At 44.4% G+C, this 19702-nt stretch carries 19 protein-coding genes; 17 read left to right on the top strand and 2 right to left on the bottom strand.

What is annotated here, in order from left to right; translation table 11 throughout:
• The first annotated feature begins 156 nt into the window (after positions 1-156).
• The 15 genes from IGJ42_RS14800 to IGJ42_RS14730 all read left to right on the top strand — a co-directional run bounded on the left by IGJ42_RS14800 (position 157) and on the right by IGJ42_RS14730 (position 16549).
• Positions 157-1896, top strand: a complete 1740-nt coding sequence (locus tag IGJ42_RS14800) for an ABC transporter ATP-binding protein (RefSeq protein WP_429946844.1) — start codon at positions 157-159, stop codon at positions 1894-1896.
• On the top strand, positions 1835-3757 hold the full coding sequence (locus IGJ42_RS14795) for an ABC transporter ATP-binding protein (RefSeq protein ID WP_430616156.1): 1923 nt from the start codon (positions 1835-1837) through the stop codon (positions 3755-3757). The genes IGJ42_RS14800 and IGJ42_RS14795 overlap by 62 nt, the downstream gene beginning before the upstream one ends.
• Before the next feature lie 201 nt (positions 3758-3958).
• On the top strand, positions 3959-4453 hold the full coding sequence (locus tag IGJ42_RS14790) for a methylated-DNA--[protein]-cysteine S-methyltransferase (RefSeq protein ID WP_005233483.1): 495 nt from the start codon (positions 3959-3961) through the stop codon (positions 4451-4453).
• A 103-nt stretch (positions 4454-4556) separates the two neighbouring features.
• Positions 4557-6062, top strand: a complete 1506-nt coding sequence (locus IGJ42_RS14785) for a phosphomannomutase/phosphoglucomutase (protein WP_301388138.1) — start codon at positions 4557-4559, stop codon at positions 6060-6062.
• A gap of 19 nt (positions 6063-6081) precedes the next feature.
• The gene (locus tag IGJ42_RS14780; RefSeq protein WP_005227790.1) at positions 6082-6285 is read left to right on the top strand and encodes a hypothetical protein; all 204 of its coding nucleotides are present in this window, start codon (positions 6082-6084) and stop codon (positions 6283-6285) included.
• A gap of 159 nt (positions 6286-6444) precedes the next feature.
• Entirely contained in the window at positions 6445-7119 is a 675-nt protein-coding gene (gene sapR, locus IGJ42_RS14775; protein WP_005227794.1) for a two-component system response regulator SapR, read from the top strand.
• Positions 7116-8153 carry a two-component system sensor histidine kinase SapS gene (gene sapS, locus IGJ42_RS14770; RefSeq protein ID WP_430615783.1) on the top strand — a complete coding sequence of 346 codons (1038 nt, stop codon included), beginning with the start codon at positions 7116-7118 and terminating at the stop codon, positions 8151-8153. The genes sapR and sapS overlap by 4 nt, the downstream gene beginning before the upstream one ends.
• A 115-nt stretch (positions 8154-8268) precedes the next feature.
• Positions 8269-9135: a GRP family sugar transporter gene (locus tag IGJ42_RS14765; RefSeq protein WP_008379298.1), complete on the top strand. Its 867-nt coding sequence runs from the start codon at positions 8269-8271 to the stop codon at positions 9133-9135.
• A 23-nt stretch (positions 9136-9158) separates the two neighbouring features.
• Positions 9159-10544, top strand: coding sequence for an APC family permease (locus IGJ42_RS14760; protein ID WP_005233503.1), 1386 nt, complete (start codon positions 9159-9161; stop codon positions 10542-10544).
• A 272-nt stretch (positions 10545-10816) separates the two neighbouring features.
• Positions 10817-12271, top strand: a complete 1455-nt coding sequence (locus IGJ42_RS14755) for an ABC transporter permease (RefSeq protein WP_060792591.1) — start codon at positions 10817-10819, stop codon at positions 12269-12271.
• Positions 12272-12283: 12 nt separating this feature from the next.
• The gene (locus tag IGJ42_RS14750) at positions 12284-12958 is read left to right on the top strand and encodes an ABC transporter ATP-binding protein (protein ID WP_008379303.1); all 675 of its coding nucleotides are present in this window, start codon (positions 12284-12286) and stop codon (positions 12956-12958) included.
• Positions 12951-14264: a PASTA domain-containing protein gene (locus tag IGJ42_RS14745; RefSeq protein WP_430615782.1), complete on the top strand. Its 1314-nt coding sequence runs from the start codon at positions 12951-12953 to the stop codon at positions 14262-14264. Before IGJ42_RS14750 ends, IGJ42_RS14745 begins: the two co-directional genes overlap by 8 nt.
• A 40-nt stretch (positions 14265-14304) precedes the next feature.
• Complete coding sequence (locus IGJ42_RS14740; protein WP_005233508.1) at positions 14305-14463, top strand: hypothetical protein; 159 nt, start codon at positions 14305-14307, stop codon at positions 14461-14463.
• A 74-nt stretch (positions 14464-14537) separates the two neighbouring features.
• Positions 14538-15224 (top strand): response regulator transcription factor, encoded by a 687-nt coding sequence (locus IGJ42_RS14735; protein WP_140966112.1) that lies wholly within the window; start codon positions 14538-14540, stop codon positions 15222-15224.
• Entirely contained in the window at positions 15218-16549 is a 1332-nt protein-coding gene (locus IGJ42_RS14730; protein ID WP_430615780.1) for a sensor histidine kinase, read from the top strand. Before IGJ42_RS14735 ends, IGJ42_RS14730 begins: the two co-directional genes overlap by 7 nt.
• Positions 16550-16633: 84 nt before the next feature.
• Here IGJ42_RS14730 and IGJ42_RS14725 read toward each other — a convergent pair whose 3' ends face one another.
• Together IGJ42_RS14725 and IGJ42_RS14720 are read right to left on the bottom strand one after the other, a co-directional pair.
• Positions 16634-17827, bottom strand: coding sequence for a toxic anion resistance protein (locus tag IGJ42_RS14725; protein WP_005233515.1), 1194 nt, complete (start codon positions 17825-17827; stop codon positions 16634-16636).
• A gap of 97 nt (positions 17828-17924) precedes the next feature.
• On the bottom strand, positions 17925-18566 hold the full coding sequence (locus tag IGJ42_RS14720; protein ID WP_008379306.1) for a 5-bromo-4-chloroindolyl phosphate hydrolysis family protein: 642 nt from the start codon (positions 18564-18566) through the stop codon (positions 17925-17927).
• Positions 18567-18784: 218 nt separating this feature from the next.
• Between IGJ42_RS14720 and IGJ42_RS14715 the strand changes: the two genes are divergently transcribed.
• Together IGJ42_RS14715 and macP are read left to right on the top strand one after the other, a co-directional pair.
• Complete coding sequence (locus tag IGJ42_RS14715) at positions 18785-19363, top strand: NUDIX hydrolase (RefSeq protein ID WP_430615779.1); 579 nt, start codon at positions 18785-18787, stop codon at positions 19361-19363.
• Positions 19356-19652: a cell wall synthase accessory phosphoprotein MacP gene (gene macP, locus IGJ42_RS14710; RefSeq protein WP_005233519.1), complete on the top strand. Its 297-nt coding sequence runs from the start codon at positions 19356-19358 to the stop codon at positions 19650-19652. Before IGJ42_RS14715 ends, macP begins: the two co-directional genes overlap by 8 nt.
• Positions 19653-19702 lie beyond the last annotated feature (50 nt).

The raw sequence follows: 19702 nt of genomic DNA, 5'->3' as shown, positions 1-19702 counted from the left end.
CAAAAGGTAAGCACCCTTCTTTGGAAGGGTGTTTTTACTTACTAATTGTAAAAAAAACACGAGCGAGCCGCTTGAAATCGCTGGATCGATAAAGTAAACTTGATGGTAACGAGAAAAAATGGCTCCGCAGTGCCATCTATAGAAGGGACGAAACAAATGATAAAAAAATTACTCGCGAATGTTGGCAGCTATAAGAAGGACAGCTTGCTGACCCCTGTGTATGTAGCAGGAGAGGTTGCCTTAGATGTCATTATGCCCCTGATCATGGCCATGATGATCGACCAAGGGATCGAAAAAGGAGACGCCGGTGTGATTCTAAGAGATGGCGGCTTGCTTTTTTTATGTTCCTTGATCGCATTACTTTTAGGAACGCTTGGCGGACGAACGGCAGCGATCGCTTCGGCTGGTTTTGCCCGCAACCTGCGGCACAATCTGTTTCGCCGAATCCAAGATTTTTCCTTTTCAAACATTGACCGCTTTTCTTCCTCCAGTTTGATCACCCGCTTGACCACTGACGTGACCAACGTCCAAAATGCGTATCAAATGATTATTCGTATTCTGGTCCGCAGTCCGTTAGTTCTGATTTTCTCACTTGCAATGGTTAGCACCATCAGCCCAGAACTTATGACGATCTACTTAGTTGTTTTACCGATCTTAGCGATTGGCCTTGCCTTAGTGATTCGTTTTGCCCACCCGCTATTTCTAAAAGTATTCCGCATTTATGACCGCTTGAATAATGTGGTGCAAGAGAATCTACAAGGGGTTCGCGTCGTGAAATCGTATGTCCGGGAAGAACAACAAGAAGAACTGTTTGGCGAAGTGTCCACCGATGTTTATCGGAATTTCACTCTTGCGCAACGAATCGTCTCTTTTAACATGCCATTGTTGCAATTTGCAGTCTATACATGTATGTTGCTCTTGTCATGGTTTGGTGCCCAGTTGATCGTGGAACAAAGTAGCCTGACGACTGGTGAATTAGTCAGCATGTTCAACTACACGATGCAGATTTTGATGAGCTTGATGATGATGTCGATGGCTTTCGTGCAGATTTTGATCGCACGAACGTCGGCAGAACGGGTCGTGGAAGTATTAGATGAAGAAAGTGACTTGAAAAATCCCGACGAGCCAGTCAAAGAAATCAAAGACGGCTCCATCATTTTTGAAAATGTCGGCTTTAGTTACGCCAATGACAAAAACAAGTTGGCGCTGACCGATGCGAATCTACGCATCGAATCCGGTGAAGTCATTGGGATCATTGGTGGAACCGGGAGCGGGAAATCCACCCTCGTCCAGCTGATCCCGCGCTTATATGATGTGATTGAAGGGCGTGTCATCGTCGGCGGTCATGATGTTCACGACTATGATTTAGAAGCATTGCGGGACCAAGTAAGTATGGTCTTGCAAAACAATGTACTCTTTAGCGGCACCATCAACGACAATTTACGTTGGGGCAATGAAGAGGCGTCGGATGAAGAGATCCAGCGCGTGGCGACGATTGCACAAGCCGATCCCTTCATTCAAGAGTTTCCTGATAAATATGAAACGCAGATCTCACAAGGAGGGAACAATGTTTCCGGTGGGCAAAAACAACGGTTGACGATTGCTCGCGCCTTATTAAAGAAACCGAAAATCTTGATTCTCGATGATTCTACTAGTGCCGTCGACACCAAAACCGATCGCAGTATCCGCGAAGGCTTGAAACGAGAAATTCCGGGAACGACGACGATCATTATTTCCCAACGGATCAATTCGATCGAAGACGCCGACCGGATCATCGTAATGGATGATGGCAAAATCAATGGCATCGGTACCCACGAAGAATTGTTGGCAAACAATGCCATCTATCAAGAAGTGTACCATTCGCAGCAGAAAGGATTTGGTGAAGGTGAAGAATAGACAAGCAGCAAATCCCAAGCGCACATTAAAACGTTTATTGCGAACGATGTTTGGCGACTACAAAGGACAACTCCTATTCGTCGTTGTTATGATCTTGTTAAGTGCTTTTGCCAACGTTCGTGGTTCGTTGTTTTTACAAGTCGTGATCGACGATCATATCACACCGCTTTTAGGGCAAGCCAATCCTGATTTTGGCGGCTTGTTTCGGGCGATCGTCCAAATGGCGATCATCTACCTGATTGGGATCTTGGCCGCACTGATCTATAACTTTATGATGGTCAAGATCAGTGAGGGCACGCAGAAAAAAATCCGTGACCAAATGTTTACACATATGCAGTCTCTACCAGTCGGCTACTTTGATGCCCGCTCAGATGGCGACATCATGAGTCACTTTACCAACGATACGGACACGTTGCGTCAAATGATCTCCCAAAGTATTCCAAACTTGATGATGGCGGCGGTAACCTTTTGTTCTGTCTTTATCGCCATGTTCTCCATCAGTGTTCCATTGACTCTGTTCGTGATGCTGTCGGTTATTTTGATGCTGAATGTGATCCGCATCATTTCTCGCCGCAGCGGCCGCTTCTTTGGCGCACAGCAACGAGATTTAGGCGCTGTCAACGGGTATATCGAAGAAATGATGCACGGACAAAAAGTCGTCAAAATCTTCAATCATGAAAAAATCGTCATGGAAGAATTTGATGCCTTAAATGATCAACTGCAAGAAAGTGCCACTAAAGCCAATGTCAATGCCAATACCTTGATGCCGATCATGATGAACTTACTAAATGTCCAATATGTCTTGATCGCCATCATTGGTGGCCTGTTTGCCATCAATGGTGTTTCTGGACTGACGGTCGGGATGATCGCTTCTTTCTTGCAACTGAGCCGTTCATTGAATGGCCCTATCAGCCAAGTATCACAACAAATCAACTTTGTGATCATGGCATTAGCCGGTGCTGAGCGAATTTTCAACCTATTAGATGAAACGCCAGAAATCGATCATGGCTACGTCACACTGGTCAATGCCAAATGGTCGCAAGGTCAACTAGTTGAAACCAAAGAACGAACAGGCACGTGGGCGTGGAAACATCCCCACGAGGATGGAACCATTACCTATACGGAAGTGACGGGAGACGTGCGGTTTGAAGATGTTGATTTCGGCTATGTCGATAATCAACTGGTCTTACATGAGATCAATCTGTATGCAGAGCCTGGGCAAAAAGTTGCCTTTGTTGGTGCAACAGGTGCTGGTAAGACAACGATTACCAATCTGATCAATCGGTTCTACAACATCCAAGACGGGAAGATTCGCTATGATGGTATCAATATTGAAAAAATCCATCTGGAATCCCTCCGTTGCTCATTAGGAATCGTTTTGCAAGACACCCATTTGTTTACTGGAACGATTCGCGAGAATATTCGCTTCGGAAAACTGGATGCTAGTGATGAAGAAGTGCTGGCAGCAGCGAAACTAGCCAATGCCGACATGTTTATCAACCATTTGCCAGAAAAATACGACACCGTGATCACGGGCGATGGCGAAGGGCTTTCCCAAGGTCAACGGCAGCTGTTGGCAATTGCTCGCGCAGCGATCGCTGATCCGCCAGTGATGATCTTAGACGAAGCCACCTCAAGCATCGATACCCGTACAGAGCGTATCGTCCAATCAGGGATGGATCGTTTGATGTCTGGACGGACCGTGTTTGTGATCGCCCATCGATTGTCTACAATCCAAAACTCCGATGCCATCATGGTGATGGATCATGGCCGTATCATTGAGCGGGGGACCCATGAAACGCTGTTGGAAGAAAAAGGCACCTATTATCAGCTATATACTGGGAAAATCGAATTGGATTGATTCTGCCATTGCTACGGCTTGAAGCTGCAGCGACTGGCGATCTGCCTATTTTCCCCTTGTTTGCAACGACCGATTGGCAGTAAGCCAGTCGGTTTTTTTGCGCAGCTCGAAAAAATGGTATACTGTCACTGAGACAGCCGTAGAACGGCGGCAGCACGTAAGCAGTTGTGCTGCGGAAAATGGATTCCATGAGGTGAAAATATGAAACTAGCATTGGCAAAGATCGTTTTAGACGAAGAATGGTATGAGGTGGTCCAATCGGAAAAAGGGCTAGTGTATTTTGGTCGGCAGCAGGATCATCATGAATTACTCAAATTCTTTCCATTGGCTGAAATCAGTAGTATAGCTGACCTTGATCCAGTAATTGAAACGCAGCTGCAAGCTTATTTTGCAGGGGAACCAGTGACGTTTACTTTTGCGTTTGATTTTGTAGGGACACCGTTTCAACAAACCGTTTGGCAAGCACTGACCCAAATTCCTTATGGTGAAACCACTACGTACAGTGACTTGGCGCTGCGCATTCAACGTCCGACCGCTGTCCGAGCTGTCGCCAACGCAGTGGGGCGTAACCCAATGATGATCGTGGTTCCTTGTCATCGGGTGTTAGGAAAAAACGGCCGCTTGACGGGGTATCGGGGCGGGTTAGCAACCAAACGCCGACTACTGCAACTGGAAGGGATTCCGTTTAAAGAATAAGGAAAGTAAACTATTTATAGTAAAAAATACTAAAAAGCAATTTCATTTCCTTTTTTCTCTGGTATAATAAAATTGATTCCGGTTACAAGAAGGGGTGGAGGAAATGAACATCGTTGATTTGCAAAATGGTTCTGATATTCGAGGGATTGCGATCGCAACAGAAAAAGAACAGGTGACGCTGACGGAGCAAGCGGTTCGGCAAGTTGCTTCGGGCTTGTGCAACTGGTTGGAAACAAAGGGCAGCGGACCTTTTCGCGTGGCAGTCGGTCGTGACAGTCGCTTGAGTGGCGAAGCACTGCAAGAAGTGTTGATGGCACAGCTGCAGCAAGAAGGCGTGGCAGTGATCGATTGTGGCTTGGCAACGACACCAGCCATGTTTATGAGCACACAGTTTGCGGATTTCGACTGTGATGCTGGTGTGATGCTGACAGCGAGTCATTTGCCTTATTACTTTAATGGAATAAAAATTTTCAGCCGCCAAGGCGGTGCCGAAAAAATGGATATCCACTATATTTTGACCCACACTACCGTTCATGAGGCAGCGGAAAAAGGAAGCTATCAGCAAAAAGACCTGCTGACGCCTTATGCCCAAGATCTACTGCAAAAAATTCGCCAAGGGATGGGAACCAATGAGGAAAAACCTTTGGCTGGATTAAAGATCATTGTTGATGCAGGCAATGGTGCCGGCGGCTTTTTTGCTGAAAAAGTGTTGCTGCCGCTAGGGGCAGATACGAATGGCTCGCAATTTTTAGAACCGGATGGGCATTTTCCCAATCATATCCCTAATCCAGACAATAAAGAGGCGATGGCAAGTATTCGTGAAGCCGTCTTACGAGAACAAGCCGATCTAGGCATTATTTTCGATACCGATGTCGACCGCTCGGCTGTCGTGACCAAAAGCGGTGAGCCCTTGAACCGCAACAATATGATTGCTGTATTAAGCAAGATCATCTTAGCGGAACACCCTGGCACGCGTATCGTCACTAATTCACCAACCTCTAATCATTTAAAAACCTTTATCGAAGCACTGGGAGGACAGCAAGTACGCTATATTTCTGGCTACCGCAATGTGATCAACAAAGCGATTGAATTGAATGAAGCAGGACTGGACACACAGTTAGCCATCGAAACCAGCGGGCATGCCGCGTTTAAAGAAAATTTCTTTTTAGATGACGGGGCGTACGTGATCGCCAAGCTCTTGATGATGCTGCCACAATTGCAACAGCAAGGCACGACACTGGATGAGCTGATCGCGGCGTTGCAACAACCCGCCGAGACCCAAGAATTGCGCTTTGCGATCCAAAAAGCCGACTATCAAGACTATGGTCGCCAAGTGATCGCGGATTTAGCCGATCATTTGCTGCCAGGCTGGCAGATCGATCCAGAAAATGAGGAAGGCATTCGCATCAACTTGACAGCGCCCTATGGCCAAGGCTGGTTCTTGCTGCGAATGAGCTTGCACGAACCACTGCTGGTGCTGCAGATCGAAAATGATGAAGCGGGTCATCTACCGGCAGTCGTTCAAGCAATCGGTCGCTTCCTATCGCAGTATGAAGCCATCGATCAAAGTAAACTGACACAGTTTTTAGCACAGCAACCAAAAATTTGAAGAAAAGCAGGGAACTAAAATGGTGATCTTGATGCTGCTGATCATGGCAGTGACGTATGGTGTGAATTTTTTCTTGTTTCGTTATTTGAACAAACGACCAAAAATCGATGTCGTTGAACGGTTATCAATGCTATTAGGTGTCAACATGAGTGTGCTTTTTTTCGATGGGATTTTATTGTTTATCGGAAAACTACTAATTGAGACTGTTGAGATCATCGAGTAACCTAGTCGTCCGTTTTTTGTTTGCCTCTTCACTGATTCCTCAGGACAGTGAAGAGGTTTTTTAGGGTTTGCTAAAAACGGCGATTAATGTTCGCATTCGTTTTTGATATTTGATAAAGTAAAGAGGAGAAAATTACGCAAAGTGAGGGAATTCACGGATATGGCAAAAATAATGGTAGTAGAAGATGAAGCGGTGATTCGCCAACTGATTATCGAAGAACTAGAAAAATGGCAGTTTGAGACCTTTGGCACGACGGATTTCCATCAAGTGTTGACTGACTTTGAAGAACAAGAGCCCCAACTGATTTTACTGGATATTAATTTGCCGGTTTTTGATGGCTACTATTGGTGTCAAAAAATCCGCGAAGCTTCCAAAGTACCAATCATTTTTATTTCCAGTCGCAATACCAATATGGATATGATCATGGCCATGAATATGGGGGCGGACGATTTTGTGACAAAACCTTTTGAGATCGACGTTCTGATTGCAAAAATCAATGCCTTATTGCGCCGTTCCTACAACTATGTAGAAAGCAGCAGCGAGACGTTAGTGCATAACGGTTTGACCCTCAATATCGACAACAGCAGCATGTATATCAATGGCGAAAGCATCGATCTTAGCAAAAACGAATACCGCCTGCTGTATATTTTGATGAAAAATCACGGCAAGATTTTAAGTCGTGAAAAACTCTTGCGGGCCTTATGGGATGACGAGCGTTTTGTAGATGACAATACCTTGACGGTCAATATCAATCGTTTGCGACGAAAAATCGAACAAGCGGGGATGAATGGCTACATTGAGACCAAGGTTGGTCAAGGGTATATCGTACCATGACAAAGTGGCGGGTTTTGCGCAGTTTTTTGAAAGATCGTTGGCTGCTGTTTATTGGCTGGCTGGTCTTTTTCGTGTTGACGGTCTTAGTTTTTTGGCTGACTCCTCATTCCCCGATGGATTGGGGTACAGTCGGCTATCTCTTTTTGATGCAAAGTGTCTTGATGGTGTTCTTTTTGGCAATCAGCTACTTATCTAAGCGGCGTTTTTGGCAAAAAATCACCCCCAAGCCCGGAGACAGCTTGCTGCAAAACTACTTGCAAGGAGCACGCTCGGCGGAAGAAGAACGGATCGAATCTTACATCAATCAGTTGATCCGAGAGCACCAAGAATTGATGCAGCAAGTCGTCAGCAATCAAGAAGAACAAAAGGAATACATCGATTCGTGGGTCCATGAAATCAAAGTACCTTTAGCCGCATCACGATTGCTTTTGCATTCGATCGAATTTGATATTCCAGATGAAAAATTCATCTTACTAGAAAATGAATTGAACCGCATGAACGAATACGTCGAGCAAGTCTTGTACGTCGCCCGTTTGGACAGCTTTTCAAAAGATTATCTGGTCCAAGAAATTTCATTGAAAGCCGTCATCCAGCCGGTTTTACGCAGTCAGGCAAATTATTTTATCCAAAAGAACCTGCACTATGCCGTTGAAGGTGAGGATCAGCAAGTGTTGACCGATGAAAAATGGCTCGGCTTTATCTTTCGACAATTGGTCAGCAATGCCGTTAAGTACACACCACAAAATGGGCAGCTGACGATTCGGATCGAAAAAGATGCCCAAGGAACCTATCTCCACTTGCAAGATAGTGGGATCGGCATTCCTAAAGAAGACATGCGTCGCATCTTTGATAAAGGCTTTACGGGCGAAAATGGGCGCCAAACGGACACCCACTCGACGGGATTAGGGCTCTTTTTAGCGAAAAGTTTAGCGAAGAAATTAGGCATCGAGCTAACGGCTTCGTCGACAGTTGGAAAAGGAACCACCATGACGCTGTTCTTTCCCTTGTTGAGTTATTATGAGGAAAAACGCTAATCTGCTTTTTTTCGAGTATCTTTTTGTGTTTTTTGACAAAAATCACTTGTCCCTAGAACGTTTTCACTGATACACTAAAGCCTGTGTTTAAAATTGAATGGTAAGGATGAATGAAATGGAGATACTCGTTGCATTAGTACCAATGTTTGCGTGGGGCAGCATTGGTTTAGTAAGTGCCAAACTTGGCGGGGATGCGAACCAGCAAACGCTAGGAATGACGATTGGTGCCTTTTTCTTTTCTCTGGTCGTATATTTTGTGACGATGCCAGTGATTGATGGAAAGGTGATTTTGATCGGTCTTTTGTCTGGTCTCTTTTGGTCCGTCGGTCAAAACGGTCAATTCCATGGCATGAAATATTTAGGTGTGTCTGTTGGACTGCCGCTTTCAACCGGCATGCAGCTGATTTTAAATACGGTCGCCGGTGCATTGTTTTTTGCGGAATGGACCCAGACCCGCGATTATGCATTAGGTGTTAGCGCATTGATCTTATTGGTGATCGGGGCTTATCTGACCGCTCGCCAAGATGGTGAAAGTCCGGTAGAAGCCGGCAGCAAGATGCTTGATTTTCCTAAAGGATTTCGGGCATTGATCTCATCCACGATTGGGTACGGCGCCTATACGATTTTGATTACTTGGGCAGGATTGGACCCATTGGCGATCATTTTGCCACAAAGTGTCGGGATGCTGATCGGTGCCAGCCTATTTGCTTTAAGAAAGACGAAGGTCGACCGTTTTGTAGGGAAAAATACCTTGTCAGGATTGTTATGGGGCATCGGCAATGTCTGCATGCTGATCACGGTTCAGCAAGTCGGACTCGCGGTGGGCTTCTCATTGTCGCAGATGGGAATCATCATTTCAACGCTAGGCGGGATTTTTATTCTCGGCGAAAAGAAAACCAAAAAAGAACTGCGGTATGTGGTGATTGGTTGTCTGCTGGTGATTATCGGCGGTGTTTTGCTGGGGTATATGAAAGCAACATAAACGTATATTTTTGAGGAGGAGTTATGGATTTATTTCGAAAAAAAGTCATACAACGGGAAAGTGTGACGAATTTAAAAAAAGAGTTGAAGTTAAAAGATTTGATTATGTTGGGGATCGGCGCCATTATCGGCACAGGTATCTTTGTTGTTACAGGGACTGCTTCTGCTGAGTATGCCGGACCGGCATTGATTCTTTCCTTTGTTGTAGCTGGTATCGTTGTTGTGTTATCAGGGCTTTCTTTTGCGGAATTTGCTTCTCGGATCCCCGTTTTAGGGGGCGCCTATTCGTATCTGTATGTCGTTTTTGGTGAATTTACCGCGTGGCTGGCAGGCTGGTTTTTGATTTGCGAGTTCTTATTGGCCGTTTCTTCGGTGGCATCTGGCTGGTCAGGCTATGTGCAAGGCTTTTTGGCCAGTGCGGATATCCATTTACCAACCGCGTTGACGGGCGGTTATGACCCAAGCAAGGGGACCTACATTGATTTGATCGCTGGTTTAGTCATTATTTTTGTAACCTTGTGGGTCAGCCAAGAAGCGAAAAAAGCGTTACGTTTGAACAATGCCATGGTATGGGTCAAATTCGGTGTGATCCTCTTGTTTATCGTCTTTGGTGCCTTTTTCGTGGAACCAGACAACTGGCAGCCCTTTATGCCCTTTGGTTTTTCAGGCGTCTTTAATGGTGCAGCGTTAGTCTTCTTTGCTTTTCTTGGCTTTGATGCCGTCGCAATGGCAGCGGAAGAAGTCGAAGATGCCAAGAAAAATGTCCCTCGAGGAATCATTGGTTCCATTGCGATCGCAACTGTCCTTTATATCATTGTCACACTGATCATGACGGGAATCGTTCCGTTTGCGGAATTAGGAGTCAATGATCCGGTAGCTTTTGCGATGCGTTATGTCGGTCATGGGGTTGTCGGATCAATCATTTCTGTGGGTGCGATCTTGACCTTATTAACAGTGACGATCGCTATGATGTACTCCTTGGCGCGTCTGTTATATGCCATCAGTAAAGATGGGTTATTGCCAAAAGCGATGCAAGCCATTGATCCAAAGCATCAAACACCAAAGAAAGCGACCTACATCGCGGGTGTTTTTGCTTTCTTCTTTGCGGCAGCTTTCCCATTGAATATCTTGGCAGAATTGACCAACATTGCGGCATTGTCGTATATGATCTTAATGTCCTTAGGAATCATCAAGCTGCGGAAGATGATGGGCCCACCTGCTAAAGGCGAATTCAAAGTACCACTGGTACCGTTATTGCCTTTGTTGTCCGTTGCCAGCTGTCTCTTCTTGATGACCCGTCTACAAACGGCGACCTGGATCGTTTTTGGGATCTCCTTAGTGATCGGAATCGCGATCTATTTTGTATATGGCTATCGTAACAGCGAATTAAATGAGAAAATTGACGAATAGGATTGTGAAAAGGCAAAGACCCGGATGCGGTTTTTGTCTTTTTTTATGTAAATATAGCCGAGCTTCCTATAAGCAGCGTTGTAGGAGGCTTTTTTTGTTATTCAAATAGTAGTCATTTCTGGTGCTGATCATTGCAATGACAGTCTTTCTTGATCAAAAGTCCTCTATGAATCTGCTTTTTTTGAGAAATTTTCCAAATGACAGATTCGCTAAAGGTTCATCCAGTATGCTTTTGTTAGAGAAAAAAGAGAGGATGTTGGCAATTGAATTATATGAAACGGGCATGGCTGAGTGTGACGAGAAAGCGAGGAAAATCTGCAATATTGTTTGCTGTTATTCTAATTTTAGGAAATGTAATCGCTGGAGCAATTGCGGTCAATCAGTCGACTCAAAATGTCGAAAAGCAGATCAAAAACCAATTAGGTTCCCTCGCAACGATCGATATCGACTATGAAGCCTTGATGGCAAATAGTGAGGGCGGCACAAGTATGGAGGAGATTCAGCCGCTGCCGGAGGAGCTGATCAAACAAATTGGCGAGCGCTCGGAAGTCAAACAGTATGACTATTTGCGAGAAGCAATGATTGCTGTTGATAAATTCAAACCCTATAGTTTTAGACCAGAAGTTGAAAACGAGAATATCATGGTTTCTGGAGGTATGGATTCTTGGGTCTATTTAACAGGAACCAATCTCTTACAACCGTTGGATTTTGAAGAAGATACGGTGAATTTAACACAGGGACGCTTCTTTACAGAAGAGGAACAGCGTACCGGAAAACGTGTAGGGTTGATTTCTGAAGAGGTGGCTCAGGAAAACGGCTTGACCGTTGGTGACACCATGGTATTAGATGGACAGTTTATCGATTATTCATCTGGTGGAGATCCAGAGAAACAAAAAGGCAATGATTATCCTATCGAAATCGTCGGGATCTTTAAAAATACCAGCTTAGAAAAAGCGAATGAACAAGGACAAGAGGGGGGAGTCAGCTCGTTTGCTTTTGATGATCGTCCCTTCAATCGGATCTATATGCCAAATGATGCTGTGAAAACGATTGTTGAAGAGGAACGTGCGGGGCGACAAGCGGCGTTTCCAGCGACAGACCCCGGATCTGACGAGGATTTCTTTACCCCGCAATTTATTTTGAATCAACCAGAAGATGCAGAACAATTCAAACAAGAGGTGACACCACTCTTGCCAAATGGCTATAAGGTCAATGCTTCTACGGATGAGTATGACCGTGTGGGAACCAGTATGAATCGCTTATCACAAATTTCCTCGTATGTCGTAGTGATTGCGGTGATTGCTTCCTTGATTATTATCTCCTTGATCATTGTGTTGTTTACCCGTGATCGTAAATATGAGTTAGGCATCTACCTTTCGTTAGGGGAACGCCGGAAATACGTGTTTGCACAGATTGTGATCGAACTCCTGTTGATTGGTGTCAGTGCAATGCTGATCTCCTTGGTTACAGGGAATATGCTGGGCAAGATGGTTTCTGAATCTTTGTTAGCCAGCAGTATGCTAGAGGCAAACCAGGCAGGGATGGAACAATTCTTTGTGGGGGCACCGAAAATCGACCAAGCGACGATCAACGAGGCGTTTCGCGTTCAATATACCTTATCTTATGTGATCGCCTTTTTAGCGACTGGGATCGTGACGATCTTGCTTTCGGCAGTGGTGCCGCTGTTGTACATTTTACGGTTGAATCCGAAAAAAATCATGCTGTAAGGAGCGATGAACATGGCAATTTTAGAAACAAAAGACATGACGTATTACTACCAAGATGGCGAGAATCGCCGGAAAATTTTAGATAAAACCAATATCTCCTTTGAAAAAGGCAAATTTTACACGATCTTAGGAAAATCAGGCTCAGGAAAGACCACTTTTCTTTCCTTGATCAGTGCATTGGATCAGCCAACCGATGGGGAAGTGTTTTTTGAAGAAAAAAATATCAAAACGATCGGTTATGAAGAATATCGCCGCAACAAAATCAGTCTGATTTTTCAAAGTTACAACTTGATCCCTTATTTGACGGCTTTAGAAAACGTCCTTGTTTCGATGGCGATTTCAGACAACAAACTCCCGGATCAGCACGATCAAATTGCGTATCGTTTGCTGGACTATATCGGCATCAATTCCACGAAAGCCGATCGTTTCGTCAATCAGCTTTCCGGTGGGGAACAGCAGCGGGTCGCCATCGCTCGTGCTTTAGCGACCAACGTTGATATCATTTTAGCCGATGAACCTACCGGGAATTTGGATGAAGGCATGGAACAAGAAATCGTGGATATTTTTAAAGAACTAGCGGCGATCCACAACAAGTGCATCATCGTAGTGACCCATTCGACCGAGATCGCCAAGCAGTCAGATCAGACTTTTTACTTAAAAAAAGGTGCGTTGACGGCCTATGAGTGATTTTTTATCGAAGTTTGAAGAAGAACCGAAACAGCCAGACAAGGAATCAGCAGCAGCCGAAGTACCTTCTTCCCGTGCTTCCCGCAAAGAAAAAGGTTCAGCTTCTTTAGAAGAGGGGATCGAACATGATCCCTCCTTCAAAAAGAAGCGGCGAAAAAAACGACTGCTAGGGTTAGCTGCCTTGCTTGGACTCTTTATACTCAGCGGCTTTTTATTTTTCCAATTGGCGTATGTCCGGTTGGATAACTTTGTGGACAAAGAGATCTCAGAGGTCAGAGAATGGGCAGCGGAACATGATCTTGCGGTTGATGTCACACCAGCCTATGATGAAGCCCCAGCCAATCAAGTGATCGCCCAAGCAGAAGCTGCCAGAAGTCGAGTCAGAAAAAGAAGCACTCTGCATCTAACCGTGAGCCAAGGACCTGATCCAGAAGAGAAATTGGCATTGCCAGACTTTATGGAAATGACGAGGGACGAGGCAGCAGAGTGGATCGAAAAAAATCAAGCAAGCAATTTGACGATCGTCGATGAATACCACGATGAGATCGAGGAAAAAGCACCGATTCGAGTAGAATTTACCAATAAAGAAGTCTCACGAGAGAACTATCATCGTCGAGATGTCGGACGAGTCTTTTATTCCAAAGGCGAAGAAACCTTTGAAAAAGATATTGAAGTACCAGACTTTAGTGATAAAACCCGTGCAGAGGTAGAAACATGGGGGAAAGCCCATGAGCTGGAGCTTGAAGTCAAAGAACAGGCTTCGGATACTGTGGAAGAAGGCAAAGTCATTGAACAAAGCGTGGCACCAAAAGAAAAAATCGCGAAACGGGATGCGTTTCAAGTAACGATTTCCCTAGGGAAAGGGGTCACCGTACCAGACTTTTCAACGATTTTACCAGATGATGCCCAGGCCGCTGTTGAGGGTGTCATTGTGCGGATGCGGATGCAGTTTACTCAGAGTCTGCCCTATGGTCAATTGATCTCGCAAAGTGAGACCGCCGGGACCGTCTTAACCAGCAAAGATGACAAAGGCATTGAAGTCGTCTATTCGGCAGGTCAACCTTATATCAAAGATTACCGTCGAAGCGAGATCCTTGAAGGGGATCTGCAAAAACTCTTCTTTGATGAATTCCGTTCAAAAGGGGCGAACATCAGCTATCAAGTCCGTTATGTCAATTCAGCAGAACCCTACGGGACAATCGTGGGGATGAGCAAGTTCAATCAGTTTTTACCGTTAGAAGATACGATTACCTTCGATATCAGCTTAGGCAATCAGACAGCCCCAGCGGCATCTGATTCTGAATAGTCGCTTTCTTTTTTAGTCAACCTGCAAAAGGAGGAAACCCATGCGTCATCAAGAGAATTTTCAAGACCTTAGGAAAAAGCTGTTTGTGTTTTTACTAAGCGGTATGGTAGCATTGTTGCTACACATGTGGATTCATCAATCCAGCGAACACGTGCGGATCGTTTCAACAGAACGTTTTATTGGAGAACAATTGGAATGATCCTACAGGAATGATTGTGCTTACCGAAAAGTGATTGAAAAAAGAAATGATGAGTGCAAAAGGGGGACTGACCGATGCGGATCTTATTCGTAGAAGATGAGCCATCGATCGCAGAAGCTGTTGCCAGCTTATTGAAGAAACAACATTATTCCGTCGATTTGGCCTTTGACGGCGAAACCGGATTAGATTATGCAGCGAGTGGTGTATATGACATTCTCGTTTTGGATATCATGCTGCCCAAAATCGATGGAATCACATTGCTAAAGACGTTACGCAAGCAAAATATTCGCACGCCGATCATTATGTTGACGGCCAAAAGCGAAGTCGATGACAAAGTACTCGGCTTGGATGCAGGGGCAGATGATTACTTGACGAAACCCTTTCAAATGAAAGAGTTGCTGGCACGGATTCGTTCGCTAGGCAGAAGAAAAGATTTGGATTATCAAGAAGACCAGTTAGCCTTTGGCAACGTGGGCTTAGATCGTAATGAGCTGCAGTTAGCCACGCCTAGCAATCAAGTGGTGTTGTCACCCAAAGAAATGAAACTGATGGAACTGTTCTTATCTAGACCCAAAGTGATCTTATCAAAAGAAACCATCATCAATAAAATTTGGGGCTTTGATCCCGATGTGGAAGAAAACCGCGTTGAAATCTATGTGTCTTTGCTGCGGAAAAAATTGGCACTGCTTGAAGCAGATATCGGCATTCGCACGATCCGTAATGCGGGGTACATTTTGCAGAGCAAGGAGCCGCCATGTTAAAAAAATTGCGAAATAAAATGCTGTGGTTCAATATGGCACTGATCTCGATCATTGTCTTAGGTGCCTTTACCTTTATCTATATTTTGAATGCCACCCAAATTGAAAACGAGATCCAATCGCTCGTCTCGCAAGAATCAAATCTCCTAGCTGCAGCACCGTTAGATGAGGAAGAAGTGCGTCAATCACTGGCAGACCCAGAATATCCAATGATTTTGACTGTCATCAATAGTACGAGTGACGTCAGAGAAATTGGCTTAGTTGTCAGCGATCAAGTCGACGTTGAGATCCAAAGTGATGATGAGGGTGTCGATGAGAGCGAACTGTATGCCGCTTTGGTCGATACAGCAACGACGCAAGGAGCAGTACCAAACGAGGTGAAGTTGAATGATCGTTATTGGCGCTATTCCCTCTTTTTGGTAGCTTCTTTCAGCCATTATTCCATCAATAATGAGTCAATGGGAATGTACTCTACCAGTATCAATAGCTATGAGCCGTATTACCAAGTAATGTTTTTTGATGTCACCGATTATAAGACCAGTCTGAGAAATCTAAGAAACACGCTTTTGCTCATCGGCGTTTTAGCTTTAGCCAGTATTTATATCGCTAGTTTTTATGTGGCCAATCGAGCCTTGCGACCGGTGGAACTGGCTTGGCGCAAACAAAAAGAGTTTGTTTCTAACGCTTCCCATGAGTTGAAAACACCACTGGCGATCATTCAAGTCAATGCTGAGGTATTAGCTGGCAGTCCAGAAGAAACCTTGGAAAGCCAGATGAAATGGCTGAAAAACATTCAGTTAGGTTCCGAACGGATGGATGAGCTAGTGAATAGCTTATTGCTGTTGACCAAATTCGAAAGTGCCGAACAAGAAATGGTGCGTTCTTTGATCGACGCCAGTCAAGTCGTGCAAAGTGTTTATCAAAGCATGGAGGCGATTGCGCTGGAAAAAGGGATCCACTATCAGGAACAGATCGCTAAACAGGTGCACCTTGAAAGCAATGAGCAAGCCTTGCGGCAATTGACCATGATATTGGTAGACAATGCCTTGAAATACACGCCCGCTGGAGAAACAGTCAAAGTGGCCCTAATCGAACGGCAACGAAAGACAGTATTGCAAGTCTCCAACAGTGGTTGTCTGATCCCCGAAGAAAAAATTCCCTATGTCTTTGACCGCTTCTACCGCGGGGATCCTTCTCGCAACCATCAAGACGGTGGCTATGGGTTAGGTTTAGCCATCGCCAAAGCCATCACAGAAATGCTGGAGGCGCAAATCAGTTTGACGGTGGATCAAGACGGCGTCAATCATTTTGAAGTTTCATTTCATTGAGATTGGATCGCTGCTTTCACTTAAATAAAATTTTTCAAAAAAAGAGGACTCCATGAATGGAAGTCCTCTTTTAATAGGTGAAATTTACTTGTTGCTAGTTAAATCCAATAAGCGGTCTTTCAAGTCTTCTTCTAGATGACCCAATTCCACTTCGGCAGCACGACGTTTTTCTTTTCCTTCTTTTTGGATCCGTAATGTTTCTTGGATCGTTTCCACAAGGTCGTTTTGTGTTTTTTGCAATGTTTCGATGTCGACGATGCCGCGCTCGTTTTCTTTCGCTGTTTCAATAGCAGAAACTTTCAACATTTCTGAGTTTTTCTTCAATAGATCATTGGTGGTTTCAGAAACTTGACGCTGTGCCGTAACTGCATCTTTTTGACGCAATAAAGTCAAGGCAATCACCACTTGGTTTTTCCATAGTGGGATCGCTGTATTGACAGAAGCTTGGATTTTTTCTGCTAACGCTTGGTTCGTGTTTTGGATCAGGCGAATTTGCGGTGCCTGTTGGATCGTGATTTGACGTGCCAAGCGCAAGTCATGGGTCCGTTTGTCTAAACGATCTAGGAATTGCGTGTAATCGTTGGCGATCTGTACGTCCATTTGATCATTCGTTTCTTCTGCTTTTTTCATGGCTTCAGGAATGATTTTGGTTTGCAATTCTTGCATCTTCAACTCGCCAGCGGCAATGTAGATGTTCAATGCATCGAAGTAATCTTTGTTCTTTTGATACAACTGTTCCAACATCAGGTTGTCTTTTAGCAAACCGTCTTTTTCTTTATCCAATTTGACGGCGATCTTGTCGATTTGGGCACCGATTTTTTGATATTTAGCGGTGATTTCAAAAATGGATTGTTTTACTTTACCAAACATCCGCTTGAATAAGTTGCCTTCACCTGCACGCAGTTCATCTGGATTGGCTTCTTGTAAGCGATACATCAACTCAGTCAATGAGTCGCCCACAGGGCCGATATCAGCTGCTTGGACATGGTTCAACATAGATTGGGAAAACTCCCCAAGTTTGGTTTGGGCAGCTGCACCATAGGTGATGACTGCTTGCTGGTCAGTTGCATCGATCTTGCTGGCTAATTCTTGGGCCTGTGCTTGACGCTCTGGCGGTAATTTGTCAATCAAACGCGGTGCTGTTTGCTGTTCTTTCAGCTGACTGATCTCCGCTTGTTGAGTAGTGGTCAAAGTGTCGACAGGGGTTGAAAATGGGTTGTTCAATAAATCGTCAAGCGTATCCGTTACGGGTTTTACTTGATTTGGTGTGTCACTCATAATAACTCCTCCTAATAATTGTCTGCTTTCGAAAAAAATCTAGCCTGGGCTAGATTTTTTTTTAGATTCTTTTTTTGTTGCCAATCAGAATCTATCCCTATTCATTATCTCGTTTTATGCTTTGTTTGGCAATGGATAACTCAATATCCATGTCATCAAGATCGTCTGCTACAAATTGGGAGTAGTCTTTGGCGATCAAGGAAGCCATTTGCTCGATAATTTGTGTGCTTTCTTCGATTTTATCATAGGTCTCACGACTTTTGATCTCATGGCTATTGATTTCAATGAACTTATCGGTCAAATCGACCATATTGGGCAAGTGGGTATAAAGGAAATGACTTGCCAAAGGCAGTTTAGTTGGTTCTTTTACGAGTTCTTTGAAAAGAGCTTTTGAGGCACGCAAGGCATCGTGACGCAAGTCAATGGCTTTTAACTTGTTATTGCTAGTGATATTTTTTTGGTATTTATCGATTTGGTGTTTCGTCTGATTCATCGTTTCACGGAACAATTCGATCTCACGAGCAGTCATTCCGCTTTTCAAGTAATGGGCTTCTCGTTCTCTCGTTAAAGAAGGCAAAACTTGTGGATCCGCTGCCGGAACTTTACGTCCTCTGATACCGACGTAGACTAAAATCGCACCGACGATTAATAATAGGCTCGCAAATGAATCGCCTACTACGTTAAAAATAATACTGATGAGGACGATCGCACCAACGATCAGCCAGATGTTTTTTTTCATTTTTCCTCCTCCTAAAAATCTCTTGGACAAGTAGATTGGGTTATTCGACATCTTTATTTTAGCATGTTCACTAAAAGAAAAATATCAGACTTGGGGTGGATTTTCCGATTTTTAGTAAATTCATAAGCTTTCTTGCCATTTCTTAAGAAGATATTTTTTCTAAATTATGCTAAAGTGTTTGATAGATAAGACGTATGAGGAAAGTTAGGTGTCGATAGATGTTAGAATTTAAAGATTTTGAAGAAAAAACGATCCAACGGAATGAAATTTTCCATGGCAAAATCATTGATGTGGTGGTTGATGATGTCTCCTTGCCCAATGGTGGAACCAGTAAACGCGAACTAGTCTTCCACCCAGGTGGGGTGGCCGTGATCGCCTTGACGAGTGAGAACAAAATGCTGTTCGTTCGCCAATTCAGAAAGCCATTAGAGCGAGTGATTTTAGAGATACCAGCAGGCAAAATCGATTCAGGAGAAGGCGCACGTCCAGATTTGACTGGCGCCCGGGAATTGGAAGAAGAGACTGGCTATCGCGCAAAAACGCTAGAGCATGTTTCTTCTATGTACCTTTCACCAGGCTTTGCGAATGAAATCTTGCACGTCTATTATGCGAAAGAGCTGGAAAAAGTGGCAAATCCCTTACCGCAAGACGAAGACGAAGTGCTGGAAGTCTATGAATTGAGCTTAGAGCAAGCACAAGCCGCTATCGCTGATGGAACGATCTGTGATGCGAAGACCGTGTTTGCGATCCAATTTTGGGAGTTGCTGGAATTGAAACGGAGGAACGGACTTGCCTAAAGAACCATTGATCACCCGCAGTGAACTTCGACGCCGACGCGAAGAAGAACAAGCGGCGTCTGAACGTAATCAGCAAATCGTAGAAAAGCAAAGCAAGAAAGAATGGAAACAAAAAGAAAAACAAATTGATAACCACTACCGAAAAGTGCGCAAGAAAAACAAAGAAATCACGAAGACCCGTGCCGGTGAGAACCAGAAATCTCGGGATCTGAACCGTTTTTTAATGAAAGCCATTGTGATCGTCACTTTATTGTTAGTCGTCGTCGGTTTGGCGATCTTTTTGTTGTGATTCATCTAGTACTAAGAAAAAGCCGCCCCTGCATCTTCTGCAAGTGCGGC

The sequence above is a fragment of the Enterococcus sp. DIV1067f genome (assembly GCF_050543505.1).
GTDB lineage: Bacteria > Bacillota > Bacilli > Lactobacillales > Enterococcaceae > Enterococcus_D > Enterococcus_D entomosocium.
This window is presented reverse-complemented; position numbering and strand designations above follow the sequence as displayed.